Annotated in this window: 17 protein-coding genes, 1 tRNA gene and 1 other RNA gene; 12 read left to right on the forward strand and 7 right to left on the reverse strand. The window is 68.8% G+C overall.

Annotated elements, in window-relative coordinates; all coding sequences use genetic code 11:
- Nucleotides 1-15: 15 nt before the first annotated feature.
- The 4 genes from AC6CHX_RS01690 to aceE form a co-directional block, all read right to left on the reverse strand.
- Entirely contained in the window at nt 16-1017 is a 1002-nt protein-coding gene (locus tag AC6CHX_RS01690; protein ID WP_498271405.1) for a beta-ketoacyl-ACP synthase III, read from the reverse strand.
- Nucleotides 1014-1934, reverse strand: coding sequence for an ACP S-malonyltransferase (locus AC6CHX_RS01695; RefSeq protein WP_498271406.1), 921 nt, complete (start codon nt 1932-1934; stop codon nt 1014-1016). Before AC6CHX_RS01695 ends, AC6CHX_RS01690 begins: the two co-directional genes overlap by 4 nt.
- A gap of 93 nt (nt 1935-2027) precedes the next feature.
- Nucleotides 2028-3224, reverse strand: a complete 1197-nt coding sequence (locus AC6CHX_RS01700; protein WP_136042067.1) for a PucR family transcriptional regulator — start codon at nt 3222-3224, stop codon at nt 2028-2030.
- Between the two features lie 31 nt (nt 3225-3255).
- Nucleotides 3256-5982 carry a pyruvate dehydrogenase (acetyl-transferring), homodimeric type gene (gene aceE, locus AC6CHX_RS01705; protein WP_452327585.1) on the reverse strand — a complete coding sequence of 909 codons (2727 nt, stop codon included), beginning with the start codon at nt 5980-5982 and terminating at the stop codon, nt 3256-3258.
- Nucleotides 5983-6136: 154 nt separating this feature from the next.
- On the opposite strand from aceE, the gene AC6CHX_RS01710 reads away from it, so the two are divergent.
- From AC6CHX_RS01710 to AC6CHX_RS01725, 4 genes are all read left to right on the forward strand, one after another.
- A tRNA-Val gene (locus AC6CHX_RS01710) sits at nt 6137-6209 on the forward strand.
- 53 nt (nt 6210-6262) lie between these two features.
- Nucleotides 6263-6820 carry a dihydrofolate reductase family protein gene (locus AC6CHX_RS01715; RefSeq protein WP_498271407.1) on the forward strand — a complete coding sequence of 186 codons (558 nt, stop codon included), beginning with the start codon at nt 6263-6265 and terminating at the stop codon, nt 6818-6820.
- Between the two features lie 141 nt (nt 6821-6961).
- Entirely contained in the window at nt 6962-7849 is an 888-nt protein-coding gene (locus AC6CHX_RS01720; protein ID WP_498271408.1) for a TIGR01777 family oxidoreductase, read from the forward strand.
- A gap of 56 nt (nt 7850-7905) precedes the next feature.
- Nucleotides 7906-8859, forward strand: coding sequence for an L-lactate dehydrogenase (locus tag AC6CHX_RS01725; protein ID WP_498271409.1), 954 nt, complete (start codon nt 7906-7908; stop codon nt 8857-8859).
- 32 nt (nt 8860-8891) lie between these two features.
- On the opposite strand, the gene AC6CHX_RS01730 is transcribed toward AC6CHX_RS01725, so the two are convergent.
- The gene (locus AC6CHX_RS01730; RefSeq protein ID WP_498271410.1) at nt 8892-9656 is read right to left on the reverse strand and encodes an SDR family oxidoreductase; all 765 of its coding nucleotides are present in this window, start codon (nt 9654-9656) and stop codon (nt 8892-8894) included.
- Between the two features lie 100 nt (nt 9657-9756).
- On the opposite strand from AC6CHX_RS01730, the gene AC6CHX_RS01735 reads away from it, so the two are divergent.
- Nucleotides 9757-10593 carry a helix-turn-helix transcriptional regulator gene (locus AC6CHX_RS01735; protein WP_498271411.1) on the forward strand — a complete coding sequence of 279 codons (837 nt, stop codon included), beginning with the start codon at nt 9757-9759 and terminating at the stop codon, nt 10591-10593.
- A gap of 11 nt (nt 10594-10604) precedes the next feature.
- On the opposite strand, the gene AC6CHX_RS01740 is transcribed toward AC6CHX_RS01735, so the two are convergent.
- Nucleotides 10605-11444, reverse strand: coding sequence for an aldo/keto reductase (locus tag AC6CHX_RS01740; protein ID WP_498271412.1), 840 nt, complete (start codon nt 11442-11444; stop codon nt 10605-10607).
- A 43-nt stretch (nt 11445-11487) separates the two neighbouring features.
- Here AC6CHX_RS01740 and AC6CHX_RS01745 point away from each other — a divergent pair, with 43 nt between their 5' ends.
- The 4 genes from AC6CHX_RS01745 (at nt 11488) to rnpB (ending at nt 14796) form a co-directional block, all read left to right on the forward strand.
- The gene (locus tag AC6CHX_RS01745) at nt 11488-11910 is read left to right on the forward strand and encodes a YchJ family protein (RefSeq protein ID WP_498271413.1); all 423 of its coding nucleotides are present in this window, start codon (nt 11488-11490) and stop codon (nt 11908-11910) included.
- Nucleotides 11911-11946: 36 nt separating this feature from the next.
- Complete coding sequence (locus tag AC6CHX_RS01750; RefSeq protein WP_498271414.1) at nt 11947-12681, forward strand: zinc ribbon domain-containing protein; 735 nt, start codon at nt 11947-11949, stop codon at nt 12679-12681.
- Between the two features lie 22 nt (nt 12682-12703).
- Nucleotides 12704-14404 carry a bifunctional 3'-5' exonuclease/DNA polymerase gene (locus AC6CHX_RS01755; protein WP_498271415.1) on the forward strand — a complete coding sequence of 567 codons (1701 nt, stop codon included), beginning with the start codon at nt 12704-12706 and terminating at the stop codon, nt 14402-14404.
- Between the two features lie 35 nt (nt 14405-14439).
- Nucleotides 14440-14796, forward strand: an RNA gene (gene rnpB / locus AC6CHX_RS01760) — RNase P RNA component class A.
- Between the two features lie 72 nt (nt 14797-14868).
- Here the strand turns inward: rnpB and ppgK are convergent.
- The gene (gene ppgK / locus AC6CHX_RS01765) at nt 14869-15615 is read right to left on the reverse strand and encodes a polyphosphate--glucose phosphotransferase (RefSeq protein WP_029261802.1); all 747 of its coding nucleotides are present in this window, start codon (nt 15613-15615) and stop codon (nt 14869-14871) included.
- A 68-nt stretch (nt 15616-15683) separates the two neighbouring features.
- On the opposite strand from ppgK, the gene AC6CHX_RS01770 reads away from it, so the two are divergent.
- From AC6CHX_RS01770 to AC6CHX_RS01780, 3 genes are read left to right on the forward strand one after another with little or no spacing between them, the layout of a single operon-like run.
- The gene (locus AC6CHX_RS01770; RefSeq protein WP_498271416.1) at nt 15684-15923 is read left to right on the forward strand and encodes an SPOR domain-containing protein; all 240 of its coding nucleotides are present in this window, start codon (nt 15684-15686) and stop codon (nt 15921-15923) included.
- 2 nt (nt 15924-15925) lie between these two features.
- The gene (gene glnA / locus AC6CHX_RS01775) at nt 15926-17263 is read left to right on the forward strand and encodes a type I glutamate--ammonia ligase (protein ID WP_029261804.1); all 1338 of its coding nucleotides are present in this window, start codon (nt 15926-15928) and stop codon (nt 17261-17263) included.
- 9 nt (nt 17264-17272) lie between these two features.
- A complete protein-coding gene (locus tag AC6CHX_RS01780) occupies nt 17273-20248 on the forward strand; it encodes a bifunctional [glutamine synthetase] adenylyltransferase/[glutamine synthetase]-adenylyl-L-tyrosine phosphorylase (RefSeq protein WP_498271417.1) in 2976 nt (991 codons plus the stop codon).
- Nucleotides 20249-20286 lie beyond the last annotated feature (38 nt).

The raw sequence follows: 20286 nt of genomic DNA on the forward strand, positions 1-20286 counted from the left end.
AAGGTCAGCGCATTCTCAGGGAAGGACGACGACCTGTGCGGCGAACACGAGTCCGGCGCCGAAGCCGATCTGCAGCGCGAGACCGCCCGAGAGCTCGGGGTGCTCGGCCATGAGACGGTGACTCGCCAGCGGGATCGATGCCGCCGAGGTGTTGCCCGTGGTCTCGATGTCCCGGGCGATCACCGTGGTCTCCGGCAGCTTCAGCTGCTTCGCGAACTCGTCGATGATGCGCATGTTCGCCTGGTGGGGGATGAAGGCCGCGATGTCGGAGGGCTCGACGCCCGCCTTGTCCAGTGCCTCCCGTGCGACCTTGGCCATCTCCCAGACGGCCCAGCGGAAGACCGTCGGGCCCTCCTGGCGCAGCGTCGGCCACGGCACCACGCCGTCGCGGAAATCGGTGAGCGTGCCGTTCATCCCCACCGCGTCGGCCTTGGAGCCGTCGGACCCCCAGACGGCGGGGGCGATGCCCGGTGTCTCGCTCGGGCCGATCAGCGCGGCCCCCGCTCCATCGCCGAGGAGGAAGGAGATGCTGCGGTCGGTCGGGTCGACGACGTCGGAGAGCTTCTCGGTGCCGATGACCAGGGCGTAGCGGGCTGCTCCGGCCTTGATCAGTGCGTCGGCCTGGGCGATCGCGTAGGCGTAGCCGGCGCACGCCGCGTTGATGTCGTAGGCAGCGGCAGGATTCGCGCCCACGCGGTCGGCGACGATGGCCGAGACCGAGGGGGTCTGCTTCGGGTTGCTGATGGTCGCGACGATCACCAGGTCGACCTGATCGGCCGGCACGCCCGACTTCTCGATGGCCTCTGCTGCTGCCGTGGTGGCGAGGTCGATGGCGTCTGTGCCCCTGTCGGCCCGGGCGCGGGTGATGATGCCGGTGCGCTGGCGGATCCACTCGTCGCTGGAGTCGATCGGCCCGATCAGGTCTTCGTTCGGAACGGCATTCTCGCCACGTGCAGCACCGTACGAGTAGATGCGCGTGTAGGCGGGGCCGGTGACCTGGGCGAGGGTGACGCTCATGCGGCTTCTCCGTTCAGCAGCGCGACGGCTGCATCGAGGTCTTCAGGGGACTTCACTGCGACGGTCGGAACGCCGCGCAGGCCGCGCTTGGCGAGCCCGACGAGAGCACCAGCGGGCGCGAGCTCGATCACGCCGGTGACCCCGGCGTCGGAGAACGACTGCATGCACAGGTCCCAGCGCACGGGGGAGGAGACCTGGTCGACGAGATAGCTGAGCGCTTGTGTGCCGTCGGCGACAACGGAGCCGTCACGATTGGTCCACAGCGTGATGTCGGGGTTCGCGGGCGCGACGTCGGCGACCGCGTCGCGGAGGGCCGAGACCGCAGAGGCCATGTAGCGCGTGTGGAATGCGCCCGCGACCTGGAGCGGGATCACGCGCGTGCCCTTGAGAGGCTCCTCGGCGAGAGCTGCGAGGGCCGGAAGCGCGCCGGCGACCACGATCTGACCGCCGCCGTTGTAGTTCGCGGGGAACAGGTCGAGTTCGGCGAGCCGTGCGAGGAGCGCTTCTTCGTCACCACCGAGGACTGCGCTCATGCCGGTCTGCTCCTGCGCGGCGGCATCGGCCATGGCGCGACCACGGATACCGACGAGGCGCATGCCGGTCTCGGCATCGATCACGCTGCTCCCGACGAGCGCCGCGATCTCGCCCACCGAGTGTCCGGCGATTCCGTCGGCGCGCCGCCCGGCCTTCTGCACCAGGGCGTCACCGGCGATCAGGGAGGCCGCGACGATCAGCGGTTGCGCGATGCGCGTGTCGCGGATCGTGTCGGCATCCGACACCGTGCCGTGTTCGCGGAGATCGACCTCTGCGGCATCCGAGTACGCGGCGAGGCGCTCGGCCACTCCGTCGAGCTCGAGCCAAGGAGCGAGGAAACCGGGGGTCTGCGAGCCCTGACCAGGGCATACGACGACAATCACCCCCCCAGTCTGTCAACGATTGCGGCGGAGCGGTGGATGATCCATCACAAGATTGCGAGAAACCCTTGTGTGTGGCGTACAGATCCGCCGGTCTCAGCGCTGCGGGCGTCGAAGCGGGACCCGTCGCCGCACCTGTTCGGCGGTCCCGATCGAGCCGAGGATCAGCGCTGTCTGCAGGATGAGCGCCTCGCGGGGACCGGTGGCATCCCACCCGATGACCTCGCTCACGCGCTTGAGTCGGTAGCGCACCGTGTTCGGGTGCACGAAGAGCTCGCGGGCCGTCGCCTCGAGGGAGCGGCCGTTGTCGAGGTAGCTCCAGAGCGTCGTGACCAGGTCTGTGGAGTGCGCCTGCAACGGACGGAAGATGCGCTCGATCAGAGTCTGCTTCGCGAGCGGGTCGCCGGCGAGGGCTCGCTCGGGGAGCAGGTCGTCGGCCTCGACCGGGCGAGGAGCGCTGCGCCAGGCGCGGGCCACCGCGAAGCCGGCGAGAGCGGCGCGGGCGCTCTGACTCGCGTCGACGAGAGCCGCGACGGCGGGGCCGAGCACGACGTAGCCCGGTCCGAACGACGGCTCGAGTCGGGTCGCGATCTCCTGGAACCCGAGCTCCTCTTCCTCCCCTTCGGCCCCTTCAGCGCGCGCACGCCCGAGGACGAGGACGAGTCGAGAGCCCTGCACACCGATGAGGACGTCGACGGCGAGCTTCCTGGCGGTTCGGCGGACGAGATCCACATCGAACTGCGGGGGTGTGGTGCCGACCAGGACGGCGACCTCGCCGTGGCCGTGCCAGCCGAGTGCCGCGATGCGGCTCGGCAGTTCCTCGTCGGCTTCGCCGGTGAGGATGGAGTCGACGACGAGGGCTTCGAGCCGGGCGTCCCACAGGCCGCGCGCCTCGGCGGCCCTCGCGTACACGTCGGCCGCGGCGAAGGCGACATCGCGCGAATAGAGCAGGATCGCCTCGCGGAGATCGTTGCCTCTGCCGGCGACGCGTTCCTCGGTGACCTCGACGGTCACCCGGATCAGCTGCAGCGTCTGCTGGAGGCTGACGCTCCGCAGCAGCTCACGCGGAGCCGCCGCGAAGATATCGGCCGCGATCCATGGCGTGGAGGTGGGGTCTTCGTACCACTGGATGAACGACGTGATGCCCGCCTGGGCCACCAGCCCGACCGCGGAGCGGCGGGCTGGTGGCATGTCGGCGTACCACGGGAGGGTGTCCTCCAGGCGCTTGATCGTCACCGAGGCGATGTCACCGGAGATCCGGCGCAGCCAGGTGAGCGTCGCGGCCTTGTCCATGCCGGAAGGAGAAGAACCTGTCACCGAGGGCTCAGCTTTCGCCGCCCGCGTTGCCGCTGGTTCCGGCGTTCACATCGTGCAGACGGTACTTCTCGATCGCCTGAGCCGCGAGCGAGCGGTCGACCTTGCCGTCTTCGGCGAGCGACTGCAGCGTGCGGACCACGATCGACGGGCCGTCGATCTTGAAGAAGCGACGAGCGGCTGCGCGGGTGTCCGAGAAGCCGAAGCCATCGGCGCCGAGCGTGGCGAAGCGGTTCGGGACCCACGGGCGGATCTGGTCCTGCACGGCGTGCATGAAGTCGCTGACCGCGACGACCGGACCTTCGGCGCCCTGGAGCTTCTGAGTGAGGTACGCGGTGCGCGGCTCGGCTTCGGGGTGCAGGAAGTTGTGCTCGTCGGCGGCGAGGCCGTCGCGGCGCAGCTCGGTCCAGGAGGTCACCGACCACACGTCAGCGATCACGCCCCAGTCGTTCTTCAGCAGTTCCTGGGCCTCGAGAGCCCAGGGGAGTCCGACACCCGACGCGAACAGCTGTGCGCGGTGGCCCTCGCCCTCGCCGACCGAGACGCGGTGGATGCCGCGGACGATGCCGTCCACGTCCACGTCCTCCGGCTCGGCGGGCATCACGAGAGGCTCGTTGTAGAGCGTGATGTAGTACATCACGTTCGGGTCTTCGTGGTTGCCGCCGTACATGCGCTCGAGACCGGAGCGCACGATGTGCGCGATCTCGTAGCCGTAGGCCGGGTCGTACGAGATCGTCGCCGGGTTGGTGGCGGCGAGCAGGTGCGAGTGGCCGTCGGCGTGCTGGAGGCCTTCACCGGTGAGGGTGGTGCGACCGGCGGTGGCGCCCATGATGAAGCCGCGTGCCATCTGGTCTCCGGCAGCCCACTGAGCGTCGCCTGTGCGCTGGAAGCCGAACATCGAGTAGAAGATGTAGACCGGGATGAGCGGCTCGCCATGCGTGGCGTAGGAGGTTCCGGCGGCGGTGAAGGCCGCGAGTGCGCCGGCCTCGTTGATGCCGACGTGCACGATCTGGCCCTGCGGGCTCTCCTTGTAGGCGAGGAGCAGCTCACGGTCGACCGACGTGTAGTGCTGGCCGTTCGGGTTGTAGATCTTCGCCGAGGGGAAGTACGCGTCCATGCCGAACGTGCGCGCCTCATCCGGGATGATCGGCACGATGCGGTGTCCGAAGTCCTTCGAACGCAGCAGGTCCTTGAGCAGACGGACGAACGCCATCGTGGTGGCGATCTCCTGCGTGCCGGAGCCCTTCTTGGGAAGCGCATATGCGGTGTCGTCCGGCAGCGACAGGCCGACGTGCGTCGAGCGGCGCTCCGGCAGGTAGCCGCCGAGTGCCTGACGGCGCTCGAGCATGTACTGGATCGTCTCGTCCTGGGGGCCCGGGTTGTAGTACGGGGGCAGGTACGGGTTCTCTTCGAGCTGCGCGTCCGTGATCGGGATGTGCATCGCGTCGCGGAACGTCTTGAGGTTGTCCAGCGTCATCTTCTTCATCTGGTGGGTCGCGTTGCGGCCCTCGAAGTGCGGACCGAGGCCGTAGCCCTTGACGGTCTTCGCGAGGATGACGGTGGGCTTGCCCTTGTGCTCGGTCGCTGCCTTGAAGGCGGCGTAGACCTTGCGGTAGTCGTGGCCGCCGCGCTTGAGGTTCCAGATGTCGTCGTCGGAGTAGTCCTTGACGAGGGCGGCTGCGCGCTCGTCGCGGCCGAAGAAGTGCTCGCGGACGTATGCGCCGGACTCGGCCTTGTACGTCTGGTAGTCACCGTCGGGGGTGACGTTCATCAGGTTGAGCAGCGCGCCCTCGGTGTCGCGGGCGAGCAGGTCGTCCCACTCACGGCCCCAGACGACCTTGATGACGTTCCAGCCGGCGCCACGGAAGAACGACTCCAGCTCCTGGACGATCTTGCCGTTGCCGCGCACCGGGCCGTCGAGGCGCTGCAGGTTGCAGTTGACGACGAAGGTCAGGTTGTCGAGACCTTCGTTGGCGGCGACCTGCAGCTGGCCGCGGCTCTCGACCTCGTCCATCTCGCCGTCGCCCAGGAACGCCCAGACGTGCGACTGGGACGTGTCCTTGATGCCGCGGTTCTCGAGGTACTTGTTCGACATCGCCTGGTAGATCGCGTTGATCGGGCCGAGGCCCATCGACACGGTCGGGAACTGCCAGTACTCCGGCATCAGGCGCGGGTGCGGGTAGGAGGGGATGCCGTGCGGCGCGTGCGACTTCTCCTGGCGGAAGCCGTCGAGCTGGTCCTCGCTCAGGCGTCCTTCGAGGAAGGAGCGGGCGTAGGTGCCGGGGGAGGCGTGCCCCTGGATGAAGATCTGGTCCGCACCGCCGGGGTTGTCGGCACCCTTGAAGAAGTGGTTGAAGCCGACTTCGTACAGAGCCGCCGACGAGGCGTAGGTCGAGATGTGACCGCCGACGCCGATACCAGGGCGCTGGGCGCGGTGCACCGTGATGGCGGCGTTCCACCGGATCCAGGCGCGGTAGCGGCGCTCGATCTCCTCGTCACCGGGGAACTCGGGCTCGTTCTCGGGAGCGATGGTGTTGATGTAGTCCGTCGTCGGGACCATCGGCACGCCCAGGTGCAGCTCCTTCGAGCGCTTGAGCAGGCTGAGCATGATCTCGCGGCCTCGGCCGTGCCCCTTGGCATCGACCAGCTCATCGAGGGACTGCTGCCACTCGCCGGTCTCCTCCGGATCGCTGTCGAGGGGGCCCTGGGAATAAGGATCCTGGTCGTGCACGGTCACGGGGCGAACCTTTCGTCAAGCTGGCAGGTCATGCCAAGGAAACGGGAAGCGACACGGGCAGCCTTGTCAGCTGTGCACAACGCGCGCCGCAATCAGCCTATCCCTCTTCTACGACACGGGTGCGCATCGGGTGGCCGATACACTGGGTGCACCAGGGCCTTTAGCTCAGCTGGTAGAGCGCCACGTTTACACCGTGGATGTCGTCGGTTCGATCCCGGCAGGGCCCACATCCTCACCTCGACCCCTGGTGGTCGCCGCCCTGCAGTCCTAGGCTCCCCGCATGGGTACCCTGACCTTCTGCATCAACGTCACCCTCGACGGCTGCGTCGATCATCGGGAGGGGATCGCCGATGAGGAGACTCACCCCCTCTTCACGCAGCTCATGGATGAAGCCGGCGCGATGCTCTGGGGGCGCACCACCTACGAGATGATGGAGAGCGCCTGGCCGGCGGTCGCCCGGGGAGACGTGGAGGCGGACGCCACGATGCGCGAGTGGGCGGTCGCGCTCGACGCCAAGCCCAAGTACGTGGTGTCATCCACCCGCGAGGACTTCCCCTGGGCGAACAGTCACCGCATCACCGGTGATCTGCGCGAGGGCGTGCAGAAGCTCAAGGACGACACGCCGGCCGGAGTGCTTCTCGGCAGCGCCTCGCTGGCGACCGAACTCGACCGGCTGGACCTGATCGACGAGTACCGGTTCCTGGTCCATCCGCGGATCGCCGGGCACGGCCCGACCCTTTTCGAGGCCGGTCTGCCGAGTACTCGGCGACTCGAGTTGGTTTCCGCGACTCCGCTCCGCAACGGGGCGATCATGACGCACTACCGACGGGCTGATTGACTCCCCGCAGCGAGAAGTGACCCGTAGTCGACCTACCTCGACCGAGTCCTCAGCGCAAGGCCTGCGGGCGCTCGCGTCTCCAGCGCGTACCCTCGGATGCACGGCAAGACTCGATGATCGAGGGACGGGGAGGTCTCACACGTGGCGCGACGCATCGTCATCAGCGGAGCATCGGGACTGATCGGTTCGGCGCTCGTGTCTTCGCTCCGCGCTGATGGAATCGAGGTGACGACTCTCGTCCGACGCGCTCCGCGAGCGGAGAACGAGACGCAGTGGGAACCGGGGGAGCGTGCCCTCGATCCGGACGTCCTCGCCGGAGCCGAAGCGATCGTCGCACTGGGTGGTGCCAGCGTCGGCCGTCTGCCGTGGACCAAGCGGTACCGTCGTGAGTTGGTCGACTCGCGTCTGCAGGCGACCAGGACGATCACGACCGCTCTCCGTTCCCTGCGGTCCGACGCCCCCGCACTCGTCTCGGCATCCGCCGTGGGCTACTACGGCTCCGCCCCGGGGGAGATCCTCACGGAGGACTCCGCCGCCGGTCAGACCTTCTTGGCGGACCTCACGGTGCGCTGGGAGGCCGAGGCCCGTCAGGCCGAGGACCACACCCGGGTCGCTCTGCTGCGCACGGCCCCGGTCATCCACCGGCGCGGCGTCCTCAAGCCACTCATCCAGCTGACTCGGTTCGGTGTCTCCGGTCCGCTCGGACGAGGGACGCAGATGTGGCCGTGGATCTCGCTCGATGACGAGGTGGCAGCGATTCGTCATGTGCTCGATCACAAGATCACCGGACCCGTGAACCTGACCGGACCCGCACCGGCGTCCGCCAACGACATCGGCCGTGCCCTCGCCGCTCGCATGCACCGTCCGTTCTGGCTCCCTGCACCGGCGTGGGCGCTCCGCCTCGTGCTCGGTGACGCCGCGGAGTCGCTGCTGCTGCCCGACGCAGACGTGCGTCCCCAGGTGCTGGAGCGCACGGGGTTCCGGTTCGCGCACGCGACCGCGGCTGCCGCCGTCGCGGCGGCGCTCTGAGGTTCTCACGGGACCACCCCTCCCGGAGCGGGACCCTCCACTGCAAGACTGAGCGCATGGAGATCATCGAGAACTCGAAGCTCACGGTCGTCGGCGCGGGGAGCGTGGGATCGAGTGTCGCCTACGCGGCACTGATCCGCGGATCGGCGCGCCACGTCGCGCTGTACGACATCGCGACCGAGAAGGTCGAGGCCGAGGTGCTCGACCTCGCGCACGGGACGCAGTTCACCGGTTCGAGCGACATCATCGGCGGCAGTGACATCTCGGTGGCGGCAGGCTCGCACGTCGTGGTGATCACCGCCGGGGCGAAGCAGAAACCGGGTCAGACCCGCATCGAGCTCGCCGAGGTGAACGCGGGCATCATCCGCCGCATGATGCCGAATCTGCTCGAGGTCGCGCCGAACGCGATCTACGTGATCGTCACCAACCCCTGCGATGTGCTGACGGTGATCGCGCAGGAGGAGACCGGGCTCCCGCCGGAACGGATCTTCGCGTCAGGCACTGTGCTCGACACCTCCCGACTGCGCTGGAAGCTGGGGGAGCGCGCCGGAGTGTCGACCGCCAGCGTGCACGCGTACATCATCGGTGAGCACGGCGACACGGAGTTCCCGCTGTGGTCGCGGGCGACCATCGGCACGGTCCCGATCCTGGAGTGGGAGACGCCGGATCACCCGCGATTCACCCTCGATGAGCTGCAGGACATCGCTGTCGACGTGCGCGATGCCGCATACAAGGTCATCCAGGGCAAGGGCGCGACCAATTACGCGATCGGTCTGTCCAGTGCGCGGATCGTCGAGGCGATCCTCCGCGACGAGCACGCGGTGATGCCCGTGAGCACCGTGCTGCGCGACTTCCACGGAATCGACGGCGTTGCTCTGTCCGTCCCCTCGATCGTGAGCGCGAAGGGTGCGATTCCGATCCGGAACACCTCGTTCTCGAGCGACGAGCTGGCGCTGCTGCGTCAGTCGGCGGATGCGCTGCAGGCGGCCGCCGCGGATCTGCGTCGCTGAGAGGCACCGGCGCGAACCGGTGCCTCTCGCTCTCACCGGCCGTGCGGATCCGTGCGGTTGAGGGTGGCGACGACCTGGCCGTAGTCACCCCGGGCCTCGCCGTACCGGAGGAACTTCACGCGCTCGACCTGGATCTCCGCCGCATCCGGTTGCGACTCGAGCAGCCCCATCACCTCGTCGATGAACTCGTCGAGCGGCATCGCGGCCTCGTTCTCCTCATGCCCGGGCATGAGGGCGGTGCGCACCGCCGGCGGTTCCAGTTCGAGAACCGACACCGTCGTATCCGCGAGCTGCAGGCGCAGCGATTCGCTGAGCATGTGGATCGCGGCCTTGCTCGCGTTGTACGTGGGCGTCACCCGGAGTGGGGCGAAGGCGAGTCCGGAAGAGACCGTCATGATCGTCGCGTCCGGCTGCGCGCGCAGGTGCTCGATGAACGCGGCGATGAGGCGGATCGGCCCGAGGATGTTCGTGGTGACCGTCTCCTCAGCCGTGGCGAGGAAGCTCGACGGGGCTGTCCAGTCCTCGGTGCGCATGACACCGGCCATCGTGATGAGCACGTTCAGTTCGGGGTGCTCGGCGCGTACCGTGCGTGACGCGTCGTCGATGCTGCCCGCATCCGCCGTGTCGATCCGCACCGTGTGGATGCCGGGATGCTCGGTGGCGATCGCCGTGAGGCGGTCCTGGCGACGCCCGCCCACGATCACCGTGTTGCCACGGTCGTGGAGGCGCACGGCGAGCGCGAGCCCGATGCCGCTGGTCGCACCGGGGATGAAGATGGTGTTTCCGCTGATGTTCATGTCCCCAGCCTCGGCGCCGCCCGGCTGCTGCTCCAGAGAGCGGTCATCCAGGGATCGGCGGTCCCTGGAATGTGCGCCGATGCCGGTGGATACTTCAGGAATGGATCGAGATGCTCTCGCCGAGTTCCTCCTCCGTCGGAGGGAGTCACTGACCCCTGCGGACGTGGGGCTCTCCACGGGCGCGCGCCGTCGTATCGCGGGGCTGCGCCGCGAGGAGGTGGCCCAGCTGGCGATGATGTCGACCGATTACTACACGCGCCTCGAACAGCGGCGAGGACCGCAGCCCAGCGTGCAGATCCTCACCTCGCTCGCCCGTGCGCTGCGGCTGACCGAAGACGAGCGCGACTACCTGTTCCGGCTCTGCGGACACAGTGCTCCTAACCGCGCCCGCGTGACCGACTATGTGCGGCCCGGCATCCTGCGCGTGCTCGATCGGCTGCACGACACCCCCGCCTTCGTCGTCTCGCTGCTCGACGAGGTGCTCGTGCAGAACGATGCCTCCCGCGCGCTCGTGGGCGACGCGAGCGCGCTCACCGGTCTCGACCGCAGCGGCATCTACCGGTGGTTCGCCTATCCGGACGATGAGCGGCGCCGGTATCGCGAGGTCGATCACCCCCGACAGGCACGCGCGCTCGTCGGGTCGCTGCGTGCGGCCCACGGTGTGATGGGGGCTCGATCACGAGCGGGAGAGATCGTCGCAGAGCTGACGGCCCGCAGCCCGGAGTTCGTCGAGCTGTGGGACGCGCATGAGGTGAGCCGCCGGTTCGAGCAGCACAAGATCATGGTGCACCCCGAGCTCGGTGAGATCGAGGTCGACTGTCAGGCGCTCTTCACCGAAGACGAGTCGCAGGCGCTGATCGTGCTCACGGCGACGCCGGGCAGCGAGGCAGCGAGCAAACTCGAGTTCCTGCGGGTGCTGGGGACCCAGAACGTCTGACCCGACGCCGGTCAGGACTCCTCGTGGGTCCTCGGGTCGGCGTCGAACAGCCGGCCGTCGGGGCGGCCGAGTGCGGTGATCGCAGACACCTCGGCGTCATCGAGCACGATCTCGGCCGCCGCGAGGTTCGCCTCCTGGTGCTCCCGCGACGACGCCTTGGGGATCGATACCGTGCCCCGGGCGACGTGCCACGCGAGGACCGTCTGCGCCGGGGTCGCACCGTGTGCTGCGGCGACCTCATGGATCACCGCCTCGTCGAGCAGCTCCTTGGCACGCCCGAGAGGGCTCCACGCCTCGGTGAGGATGCCGTGCTCGCGGTGGTACGCGAGCTGCTCCTCCTGCGGGAAGTACGGGTGCGCCTCGATCTGGTTGACGACGGGGCGCACGCCGGTCTCGCGCTCGATGCGCTCCAGGTGCTCCGGCAGGAAGTTCGAGACGCCGATCTGCCGCACCACTCCACGGGCCTGCGCATCGACGAGTGCTGCCCACGCCTGGACGTACTCGTCCTGGCTCGGGTTCGGCCAGTGGATGAGGTGCAGGTCCGTCGCGTCGATCCCGAGGCGCGAACGGCTCTCCTCGATGCTGGTGCGCGCCTTCGCGGACGGGTGGTGGCGTCCGGGCAGTTTCGTGGTGACGATGATCTCCGAGCGGTCGACGCCGGACGCGGCGACGCCTCGGCCGACCGATCCCTCGTTCTCGTAGTTGAAGGCCGTGTCGATGAGGCGGTATCCCGCTCCGATGCCCCCGGCGACGGCGTCTGCTCCGGCATCGCCGTTGAGCGCATAAGTGCCGAGCCCGATCGCCGGGAGGGCGAAGCCGTTGTGGGCGGTGAAGGTGGGGACAGTGGTCATCGTGACTCCTCCGGTGCGTTTCCTCCGAGCGTACGCTGAGGGAATGACAGCGGAGGCGGACATGGCGTCGGATGACATCGTGATCGAGGATGCGGCGCGATGCCCGTGCTCGTCGGGCGAGGTGTTCGGATCCTGCTGCGGTCCGCTGCTGCAGGGCGCGCCGGCTCCGACCGCCGAGCGCCTGATGAGGTCGCGGTACACGGCGTTCGGTCTGCGCGACGCGACGCACCTGCTGCGCACATGGCACCCGACGTCGAGACCGCGCACGATCGACTTCGAGCCGGATCTCGAATGGCGGCGACTGCTGGTGCTCGATCGTCTGGCCGGCGGTCCGTTCGACGACCAGGGTGTCGTGGAGTTCGAGGCCCTCTGGCGCCAGGGCACCGAGCGAGGGTCTCTGCATGAGCGCAGCCGCTTCGTCCGCGAGGATCGGCAGTGGTACTACGTCGACGGCGACGTGCGCTGATGGGCGGATGTCGCCGCAGCGACTAGATTTGAGAGCGTGAACGCCAGCCCCGAGAACCAGCGCACCCTGCTCGACATCGCCGACCTCGACCGGCGCATCGCGCAGGCCGAGCGCGCCCGCACCAAGCCGAGCCAGGCGGGGCGGATCACCGAGCTCGTCTCCATCCGTCAGGAGCAGCTCCGCGAGCTCACGACACTCACCGGTACCCGCGACGACGTGCGCACCGAGCTGAAGCGGCTGGAGTCCGATGTGGCCGTGGTCGAGGCGCGACGCAACCGTGACGCCGAACGACTCGCCGCATCGACCAACTCGAAAGACGCGCAGGCGCTCGAGCACGAGCTCGCCAGCCTCGCCCGGCGGCAGAGCGACCTCGAAGATGCCGCGCTCGACGTCATGGGACGGCTCGAAGAGGCAGAGGCCGCGGTCGCAGCACAGCAGGCGCTCCTCGAGACGACCACTTCCGAGGGGTCGGCCTTGACCGCGCAGGCCAAGGCCGATGTCGCCGCGGCGACCGAATTGGGAGCGCAGCTCGCCCGCGATCGGGCAGCCGTGGCCGAGGGCGTCTCGCCGGAGCTCCTGGCCGAGTACGCGCGTCGCGCGACGAACAGTGCCGGCGCCGCACTTCTCACCCGCGGCACCTGCGAGGGCTGCCGCATCCTGCTTCCCAGCACCGATCTGAACGACATTCGCCGCGCGGCGGACGACCTCGTGGTCTCCTGCCCCGAGTGCGGCTGCATCCTCGTGCGCACCGAGGAATCCGGGCTCGCATGAGCGGTGCCTGCGCCCGCCACCGATGACAGCGCCGGCGTCGGGCATCGAACGACGAATCGCGCTCATCTCCGTCGGCCCGCAGGAGTACGTCGCGATCGAGCTCGACGCGGATGACGAGGAGCAGAACCGTACGTCTCTGCGTGCCGAGGAGCTCCCGGGATGGGTCCGCTCCGCCGAAGACGCCGATGCTCCGCGGTGGATCATTCGCACCGCTGCGGAGACCTATGCCCTCCTTCTCGGCGACGGCGTGCGCATCTCTCGCAGTCACGATCTGGTGCTGTGCCACGCGATCCTGCGCGACACCTCCGCCGTGCCCACCCCGCTTCCGGGAGCGCACGAGTGGGAACGGCGCGAACCGACCGTTGCCGCGCCGTCGCTGTTCGACGTGTTCGATGACGCGAGCGGAGACGATCCGATCGGCACGATGCTCGATCAGTACCGAGCCCAGCGCGAAGTGATGGCCGCAGCGCCGGATGGACGCCTCACGCTGCTGTGCGCGGCGGAGTCTGCGGGCGGACTCATCGCGGAGGAGATGCGGGCCGCGGGATTGCCCTGGGACGAGGGCGTGCACGATGCGATCCTGACCGAAACGTTGGGCACCCGCCCGGTCGCCGGCGGGACGCCGAGCCGCATGGTCGAGCTCGGCGATCGGGTGCGGGAGCTCCTCGGCGACCCCTCACTGCATCTGGACAGTCAGCAGAAACTGCTCAGAGCGCTGCATCGCGTCGGAGTGCAGGTGGAGTCCACGAGCCGGTGGGAGCTCGCCGAGCACGATCACCCGGTCGTCGAACCGCTGCTCGCATACAAGAAGCTCTCCCGTCTGCTCAGCGCCAACGGCTGGGCCTGGCTCGCTGAGTGGGTGCACGAAGGTCGCTTCCGTCCCGTGTACATCCCCGGCGGCGTGGTCACCGGGCGCTGGGCCTCTGCCGGCGGAGGCGCGCTTCAGCTTCCGCGGAGTCTGCGCCCCGCGGTGCGGGCCGACCCCGGATGGACTCTCATCGTGGCGGATGTCGCGCAGCTGGAGCCGCGGATGCTCGCGGCCATGGCCTCGGATGAGGCGATGGCCCGGGCGGCGCGGGGGAGCGATCTCTACGCCGGTGTCGTCGCCTCCGGAGCAGTCGCCACGCGGGAGGAGGCGAAGTACGCCGTCCTCGGGGCGATGTACGGTGCCACGACCGGTGACAGCGGGCGGCTCGTCCCGCGTCTGAGGAAGGTCTACCCGCGCGCCATGGCATTCGTCGACGCGGCGGCGCGCACGGGCGAGGATGGCGGCATCGTGTCCACCTGGCTCGGCCGGTCGTCACCCCGACCTTCGGTGGAGTGGATGCGTCTGCAGGCGGATGCCACCGGCGCCGATGCCGATCCGGCAGTGGTGGCACTCGCCCGCCGCCGGGCCCGCGACTGGGGCCGGTTCACCCGGAACTTCGTCGTGCAGGGCACGGCCGCGGAGTGGTCGCTGATCTGGCTCGCCGAGATCCGTCATCGCCTGCGGCAGATCCCCGAGGGGTACACCACGGCCGCAGCATCCGGTCCCTTCGCGCAGGCACCGCACCTGGCGTTCTTCCTTCACGACGAGGTCATCCTGCACGTGCCGCAGGAACACGCTGAGACTGCTGCCGACGCTGTGCGTGAAGCGGCCGCCGTCGCGACGACCCGTCTCTTCGGCTCGTTCCCGATCGACGTGCCCCTGGACCTCCGGATCGCAGAGTCCGCCGAGAAGTAGGAATGACCTCCCGAGAAGTAGACTGGGAGTGCGAATGGGTCGACTGGACGGCCGCGTGGCGGGTGACCGCACCGAGGAACGTCCGGGCTCCTCAGGGCAGGACGGTGGGTAACGCCCACCCGGAGCAATCCGCGAGAAAGTGCCACAGAGAGTAGACCGCCCCGCGAGGGGTAAGGGTGAAAGGGTGGTGTAAGAGACCACCGGGGGCCATGGTGACATGGCCCGCCAGGTAAACCTCGTCCGGAGCAAGGTCAGACAGAGGATGATGACGCGGCTCGCCGAGTCCTCGGGTAGACCGCTAGAGTGCCACGGCAACGTGTCGCCGAGAGAGATGGCCGTCGAAGGGGCGAAGAACCCCGGAACAGAACCCGGCGTACAGGTCGGCCCATTCGCCTCAGGCAGCAGAAGGCCCCGATGACGTCACAGTCATCGGGGCCTTCGTCGTCAGGAGTGGTCGTGGTCTCTCAGTCGCCGGCGAGCGATGCCGCGCCGATGATGCCGGAGTTGTTGCGGTGGATCGCCGGGACGATCGGGGTCTTGAGGTCGAGCAGAGGGAGGAAGTCCCCGGCGTTCTTCGACACGCCGCCGCCGACCACGAACAGGTCAGGGCTGAACAGGAACTCGATGTGCGAGTAGAACGCCTGCAGGCGCTCCGCCCATGCGGCCCAGCTGAGGCCCTCGCGCTCGCGCGCCGAGGTCGCGGCGTACGTCTCGACCGACTCGTACTCGCCGAAGTTGAGGTGACCGAGCTCGGTGTTCGGCAGCAGCACGCCGTCGTAGAGGAAGGCCGAGCCGATGCCGGTGCCCAGCGTGGTCAGCAGGGTGAAACCGCGCACGTCCCTGGCCGCGCCGTGGCGGGCCTCGGCGACGCCGGCGGCATCCGCGTCGTTCACGAACACGATGTTGCGGCCGAGCCCGTCGCGGAAGAAGCGCTCCGCATCGAAGTCGATCCATTCCTTCGACACGTTCGCCGCGGAGAGCGTCTTGCCGCGCTTGACGATCGCCGGGAAGGCGACCCCGAGCGGAAGGGTCGAGTCGTGCACGTCGAGAGTCTTCAGAACGGTCTGCACGGCGTTCAGGACATCCTGCGGCGATGCGCCTTCAGGAGTGGGGACACGCACCCGGTCGGATGCCATGATTCCGTGCTCGAGGTCGACGATTCCTGCTTTGATTCCCGTGCCGCCGATGTCGACGCCGATCGCTTTTGCCATGGGCGATAGCTTAGCGACAGCGGTGCACGCCAGTAGGATCGATGACACCACGTGAAGAAGGGGCAGACATGTCTGACGGCGACCACAAGTACTGGTACAACTCCGAGACCGGCGAGGTCGAATTCGGCATGATCTCGCCCTCCGTCGACCGGATCGGGCCCTTCGACACGGAGGCCGAAGCCCGCCGCGCGCCCGAGGTGCTCCAGGAGCGCTCGCGCGCCTGGGCCGAGGAGGAAGCCGTGGAGCAGGGCTGGGACGTCAAGGGCTCTCAGAACGCGGGCGACGCAAAGGGCCAGGGCGCAGAGTAGCCATGGACAAGCAGAGGGACTTCGTCCTCCGGACGATCGAGGAGCGCGGCGTCAAGTTCGTGCGGCTGTGGTTCACCGACGTCATCGGCACGCTCAAGTCCGTGGCGATCGCTCCGGCCGAGGTCGAAGGTGCATTCGCTGAGGGCATCGGCTTCGACGGCTCGGCGATCGAGGGACTGACGCGCACCTACGAGTCGGACCTGCTCGCGCAGCCGGATCCGACGACGTTCCAGACGCTGCCGTGGCGCGGCGAGATCGATCCGACGGCGCGGATGTTCTGCGACCTGACGACGCCCGACGGTCAGCCGGCGGTGGCCGACCCGCGGCACGTGCTCAAGCGCACGCTCGCGAAGGCCGCGGATGCCGGGTTCACGTTCTACACGCACCCCGAGATCGAGTTCTACCTGCTCAAGTCGTCGTCGTTCGGACCCGACGGTCCCGTCCCGGTCGACTCGGCCGGTTACTTCGACAACGTTCCCGGTGGAACGGCCCACGACTTCCGTCGACGGTCGGTGCGGATGCTCGAAGACCTCGGCATCTCCGTCGAGTTCAGCCACCACGAGGGTGGACCCGGCCAGAACGAGATCGACCTCCGCTATGCGGATGCCCTCACCACGGCCGACAACATCATGACTTTCCGCACGGTGATCAAGGAGGTGGCGATCGAGCAGGGCGTTTACGCGACGTTCATGCCGAAGCCGCTCAGCGATCAGCCCGGCAGCGGCATGCACACCCACATGTCGCTCTTCGAGGGCGACCAGAACGCCTTCTACGAGGAGGGCGCGAAGTACCAGCTCTCCAAGACCGGTCGACACTTCATCGCGGGTCTGCTGCGACACGCGAACGAGATCTCCGCCGTCACGAACCAGTTCGTGAACTCCTACAAGCGGCTCTGGGGAGGCGACGAGGCACCGAGCTTCGTCACCTGGGGGCATGCGAACCGCTCGGCCCTCATCCGCGTGCCGATGTACAAGCCGAACAAGAGCCAGTCGTCGCGCGTCGAGTACCGCGGCATCGACTCCGCCTCGAACCCGTACCTCGCGTACGCGCTGCTGCTCGCGGCAGGACTCAAGGGCATCGAGGAGGGCTACGAGCTGCCGCCCGAGGCGGAGAACAACGTGTGGTCGCTGAGTGACGCCGAGCGGCGTGCGCTGGGATACGAGGCGCTGCCCGCGAGCCTCGATCACGCCCTCGAGTACATGGAGGCGTCCGAGCTCGTCGCCGAGACGCTGGGGGAGCAGGTCTTCAACTACGTGCTGCTCAACAAGCGCAAGGAATGGGAGGCCTACCGCGGCCAGGTCACCCCGTTCGAGCTGAAGAGCAACCTCGAACTGCTCTGACCCGCGCCGATGGCCCGACCGGACGACTCCGTCTCCCTCTCCGCCCTGGCCAGGCTCGGTTTCGCCGAGTTGAGCGAAGCGGCGGCATCCCTGTCCGAGTTGGCGGCGGTGCTCGGAATCCCGCGATCGTCGCTTCTCGAAGGAGCGGATGCTGCCGACCCCGACGCCGCGGTGCGGGGCATGGTCCGTGTCGCGCGTCGGGACGCAGGCCCGCTGAAGGCCCTGCTCGACAGCGCTGAGACGCGTCACCGCGTGTGGCGGGTCTTCGGCGCCTCGGAGGGGCTGGCCGACTTCTTCCTCCGCCATCCCGATCAGCTCTCGGTGCTGGGGGAGCCCCTCGACACGTTGCCGTCGCCGGAGTCGCTCCGTGCGCAGCTGCTGGCCTCGGTCGGCACCCGAGACGGCTTCGCGAAGTCGGCGGACGACGCGGCGGTCGTGGCCGTGCGTGTCGCCTACCGCCGCAGCCTCGCCGCCATCGCCGCCTATGATCTGACCCACCCCGAGCCGAAGACGGTGGTTGCCGCGGTGTCCGCCGCGCTGTCGGATGCCGCCGGCGCGGCATTGGAGGCCTCGCTCGCGATCGCACGCGCGCGTCTGAGCGAGACCACCCCGAAGGAGCAGGTGGCGGCGACGCGGCTCTCGATCATCGGCATGGGAAAGGCCGGCGCCCGCGAGCTCAACTACGTCAGCGACGTGGACGTGATCTTCGTGGGCGGCACCAGCGATGAGGAGGTCGTGACGGAAGCGCGCGCGATCGACATCGCGACGCGGCTGGCGCGCGAGACGATGCGCGGACTCGACAGCATCGAGGTGGAGCCGCCGCTGTGGGAGGTCGACGCGAACCTCCGGCCGGAGGGCAAGCAGGGCGCGCTCGTCCGGTCGCTCGCGTCGCACCTCGCCTACTACGACCGCTGGGCGAAGAGCTGGGAGTTCCAGGCGCTGCTCAAGGCGAGACCCCTCGCGGGCGATGCCGAGCTCGGTGCGGAGTACGTCGCGGCCGTGCAGCCGAAGATCTGGTCGAGCGCTGCCCGTGAGGATTTCGTCGAGAGCGTCCAGCGGATGCGCGAGCGCGTGACCGAGCACATCGATCCGGACGACGCTCCCTATCAGCTCAAGCTCGGCGCGGGCGGTCTACGCGATATCGAGTTCACCGTGCAGCTGCTTCAGCTGGTCCACGGCCTCACCGACGAGTCGATCCGCACGCGCGGCACGCTGGAGAGTCTCGATGCGCTCGTCGCCGGCGGCTACATCGGACGAGCGGATGCCGCGACGTTCGCTGACGACTACCGCATCCTGCGACTCATGGAGCACCGCCTGCAGCTGCGCGAACTGAGCCGCACGCATCTGCTTCCGCGCACTCCCGCGGGCCTGCGCGTGCTGGCGCGCGGCACGGCCCTCGCCGAGAGCGGCGACGGTGTGTGGACGCGATGGGAGTCGGTGCGCCGCGAAGTGCGCGAGATCCACACTCGGCTGTTCTACCGTCCGCTGCTCAGCGCCGTGGCCAGTCTCCCCGAGGAGGAGCGCACGCTCTCCACGGCGCAGGCGCATGACCGCCTGGCGGCCATCGGGTTCCGCGATCCCGCGGGTGCCCTGCGGCACATCGGCGCACTCACGACCGGGCTCAGCCGCAAGGTGACGATCCAGCGGGCGCTGATGCCGATCATGGTGCGGTGGTTCGCCGATGGAAGCGATCCGGACTACGCGCTTCTCGCCTTCCGCCGGATCAGCGAACGCCTCGGCGACACACCGTGGTTCCTCCGGATGCTGCGGGACTCGTCCGGCGCCGCCGAGAGCCTCACCCGGCTGCTGTCCACGTCGCGCTACGTCGGGGAGCTGCTGGAGTGGATCCCCGAGTCGGTCGCGTGGCTCGACAGCACCGACCGGCTGCGTCCGCGCGGGGCGGCCGCGCTCGACGAAGAGGCACGGGCGATCCAGACCCGTCACGAGACCATCGGCGACGCCCTTCGCGCGGTGCGGGCTCTGCGCCGTCGGGAGCTGCTGCGCACCGCGATGGGTGCCGTCCTCGGCGTGCTGACGATCGAGGAGGTCGCGGTCGCGCTCACCGAGATCACGGAGGCGACGATCCAGGCGGCCCTGCGCGCCGTCATCCGCGAGGTCGTCCCCGACGACGCCGCAGAACTCGATTTCGCGGTCATCGCCATGGGGCGCTTCGGAGGCGCCGAACTCGGTTTCGGGTCGGACGCCGACATCCTCTACGTGTACGACGCGAACGGGGTCGACTCGCAACGGGCGCAGAAGCTCGCCACGCAGATCGTGGCGGGACTCCGCGAGCACCTGACCGATCACCGGGTCCCGCTCGATCTCGACGCCGACCTCCGGCCCGAGGGGCGCAACGGACCGGTCGTGCGGTCGATCGCGGCGTATGCCGAGTACTACCGGCGCTGGTCGCTCTCCTGGGAGGCGCAGGCCCTGCTTCGTGCGCGGGGTGTGGCCGGGAGCGCGAAGCTGATCGAGCGGTTCACGGCCCTCGCCGACACGATCCGCTACCCGGAATCGGTCGATCTTCAAGGCACGCGAGAGATCAAGCGGATCAAGGCCAGGGTCGAGGGGGAGCGGCTACCGCAGGGCGCTGATCCGCGGCGCCATCTGAAGCTGGGCCCCGGCACGCTCAGCGATGTCGAGTGGCTGGTGCAGTTGCTCCAGTTGCAGCACGCCTATGCGATCCCCGGCCTGCGCACGACATCGACCCTCGGCGCGCTCGATGCCGCCGTCGCCGCCGATCTCGTGGAGGAGGGCGACGCCGAGCGGCTGCGGGAGGCGTGGCGCCTGTCCAGCAGGCTCCGTTCCGCGATCACCCTGCTCACCGGGCAGACGAGTGACCTTCTCCCGGCGGATCGGCGCCAGCTGGACGCGATCGGCAGCCTGCTCGGGTACCCCGACCGCTCGGCGACCGAGCTCGAGGAGGACTACCTCGGGGTCACCCGCCGTGCGCGCAAGACGTTCGAGGACCTGTTCTACGGATAGTCCGCCCCGTCGGTTTGCAGTATCGGGCGAGGTGTCCC

The sequence above is a fragment of the Microbacterium sp. GQ128 genome (assembly GCF_059758615.1).

What these genes read in the sequence shown, in the direction of transcription:
- AC6CHX_RS01690 (WP_498271405.1), bottom strand. Translation starts at nt 1,017, where the DNA reads ATGAGCGTCACCCTCGCCCAGGTCACCGGCCCCGCCTACACGCGCATC.
- AC6CHX_RS01700 (WP_136042067.1), bottom strand. Translation starts at nt 3,224, where the DNA reads ATGGACAAGGCCGCGACGCTCACCTGGCTGCGCCGGATCTCCGGTGAC.
- AC6CHX_RS01715 (WP_498271407.1), top strand. Translation starts at nt 6,263, where the DNA reads ATGGGTACCCTGACCTTCTGCATCAACGTCACCCTCGACGGCTGCGTC.
- AC6CHX_RS01725 (WP_498271409.1), top strand. Translation starts at nt 7,906, where the DNA reads ATGGAGATCATCGAGAACTCGAAGCTCACGGTCGTCGGCGCGGGGAGC.
- AC6CHX_RS01730 (WP_498271410.1), bottom strand. Translation starts at nt 9,656, where the DNA reads ATGAACATCAGCGGAAACACCATCTTCATCCCCGGTGCGACCAGCGGC.
- AC6CHX_RS01735 (WP_498271411.1), top strand. Translation starts at nt 9,757, where the DNA reads ATGGATCGAGATGCTCTCGCCGAGTTCCTCCTCCGTCGGAGGGAGTCA.
- AC6CHX_RS01740 (WP_498271412.1), bottom strand. Translation starts at nt 11,444, where the DNA reads ATGACCACTGTCCCCACCTTCACCGCCCACAACGGCTTCGCCCTCCCG.
- AC6CHX_RS01745 (WP_498271413.1), top strand. Translation starts at nt 11,488, where the DNA reads ATGACAGCGGAGGCGGACATGGCGTCGGATGACATCGTGATCGAGGAT.
- AC6CHX_RS01755 (WP_498271415.1), top strand. Translation starts at nt 12,704, where the DNA reads ATGACAGCGCCGGCGTCGGGCATCGAACGACGAATCGCGCTCATCTCC.
- ppgK (WP_029261802.1), bottom strand. Translation starts at nt 15,615, where the DNA reads ATGGCAAAAGCGATCGGCGTCGACATCGGCGGCACGGGAATCAAAGCA.
- AC6CHX_RS01770 (WP_498271416.1), top strand. Translation starts at nt 15,684, where the DNA reads ATGTCTGACGGCGACCACAAGTACTGGTACAACTCCGAGACCGGCGAG.
- glnA (WP_029261804.1), top strand. Translation starts at nt 15,926, where the DNA reads ATGGACAAGCAGAGGGACTTCGTCCTCCGGACGATCGAGGAGCGCGGC.
- AC6CHX_RS01780 (WP_498271417.1), top strand. Translation starts at nt 17,273, where the DNA reads ATGGCCCGACCGGACGACTCCGTCTCCCTCTCCGCCCTGGCCAGGCTC.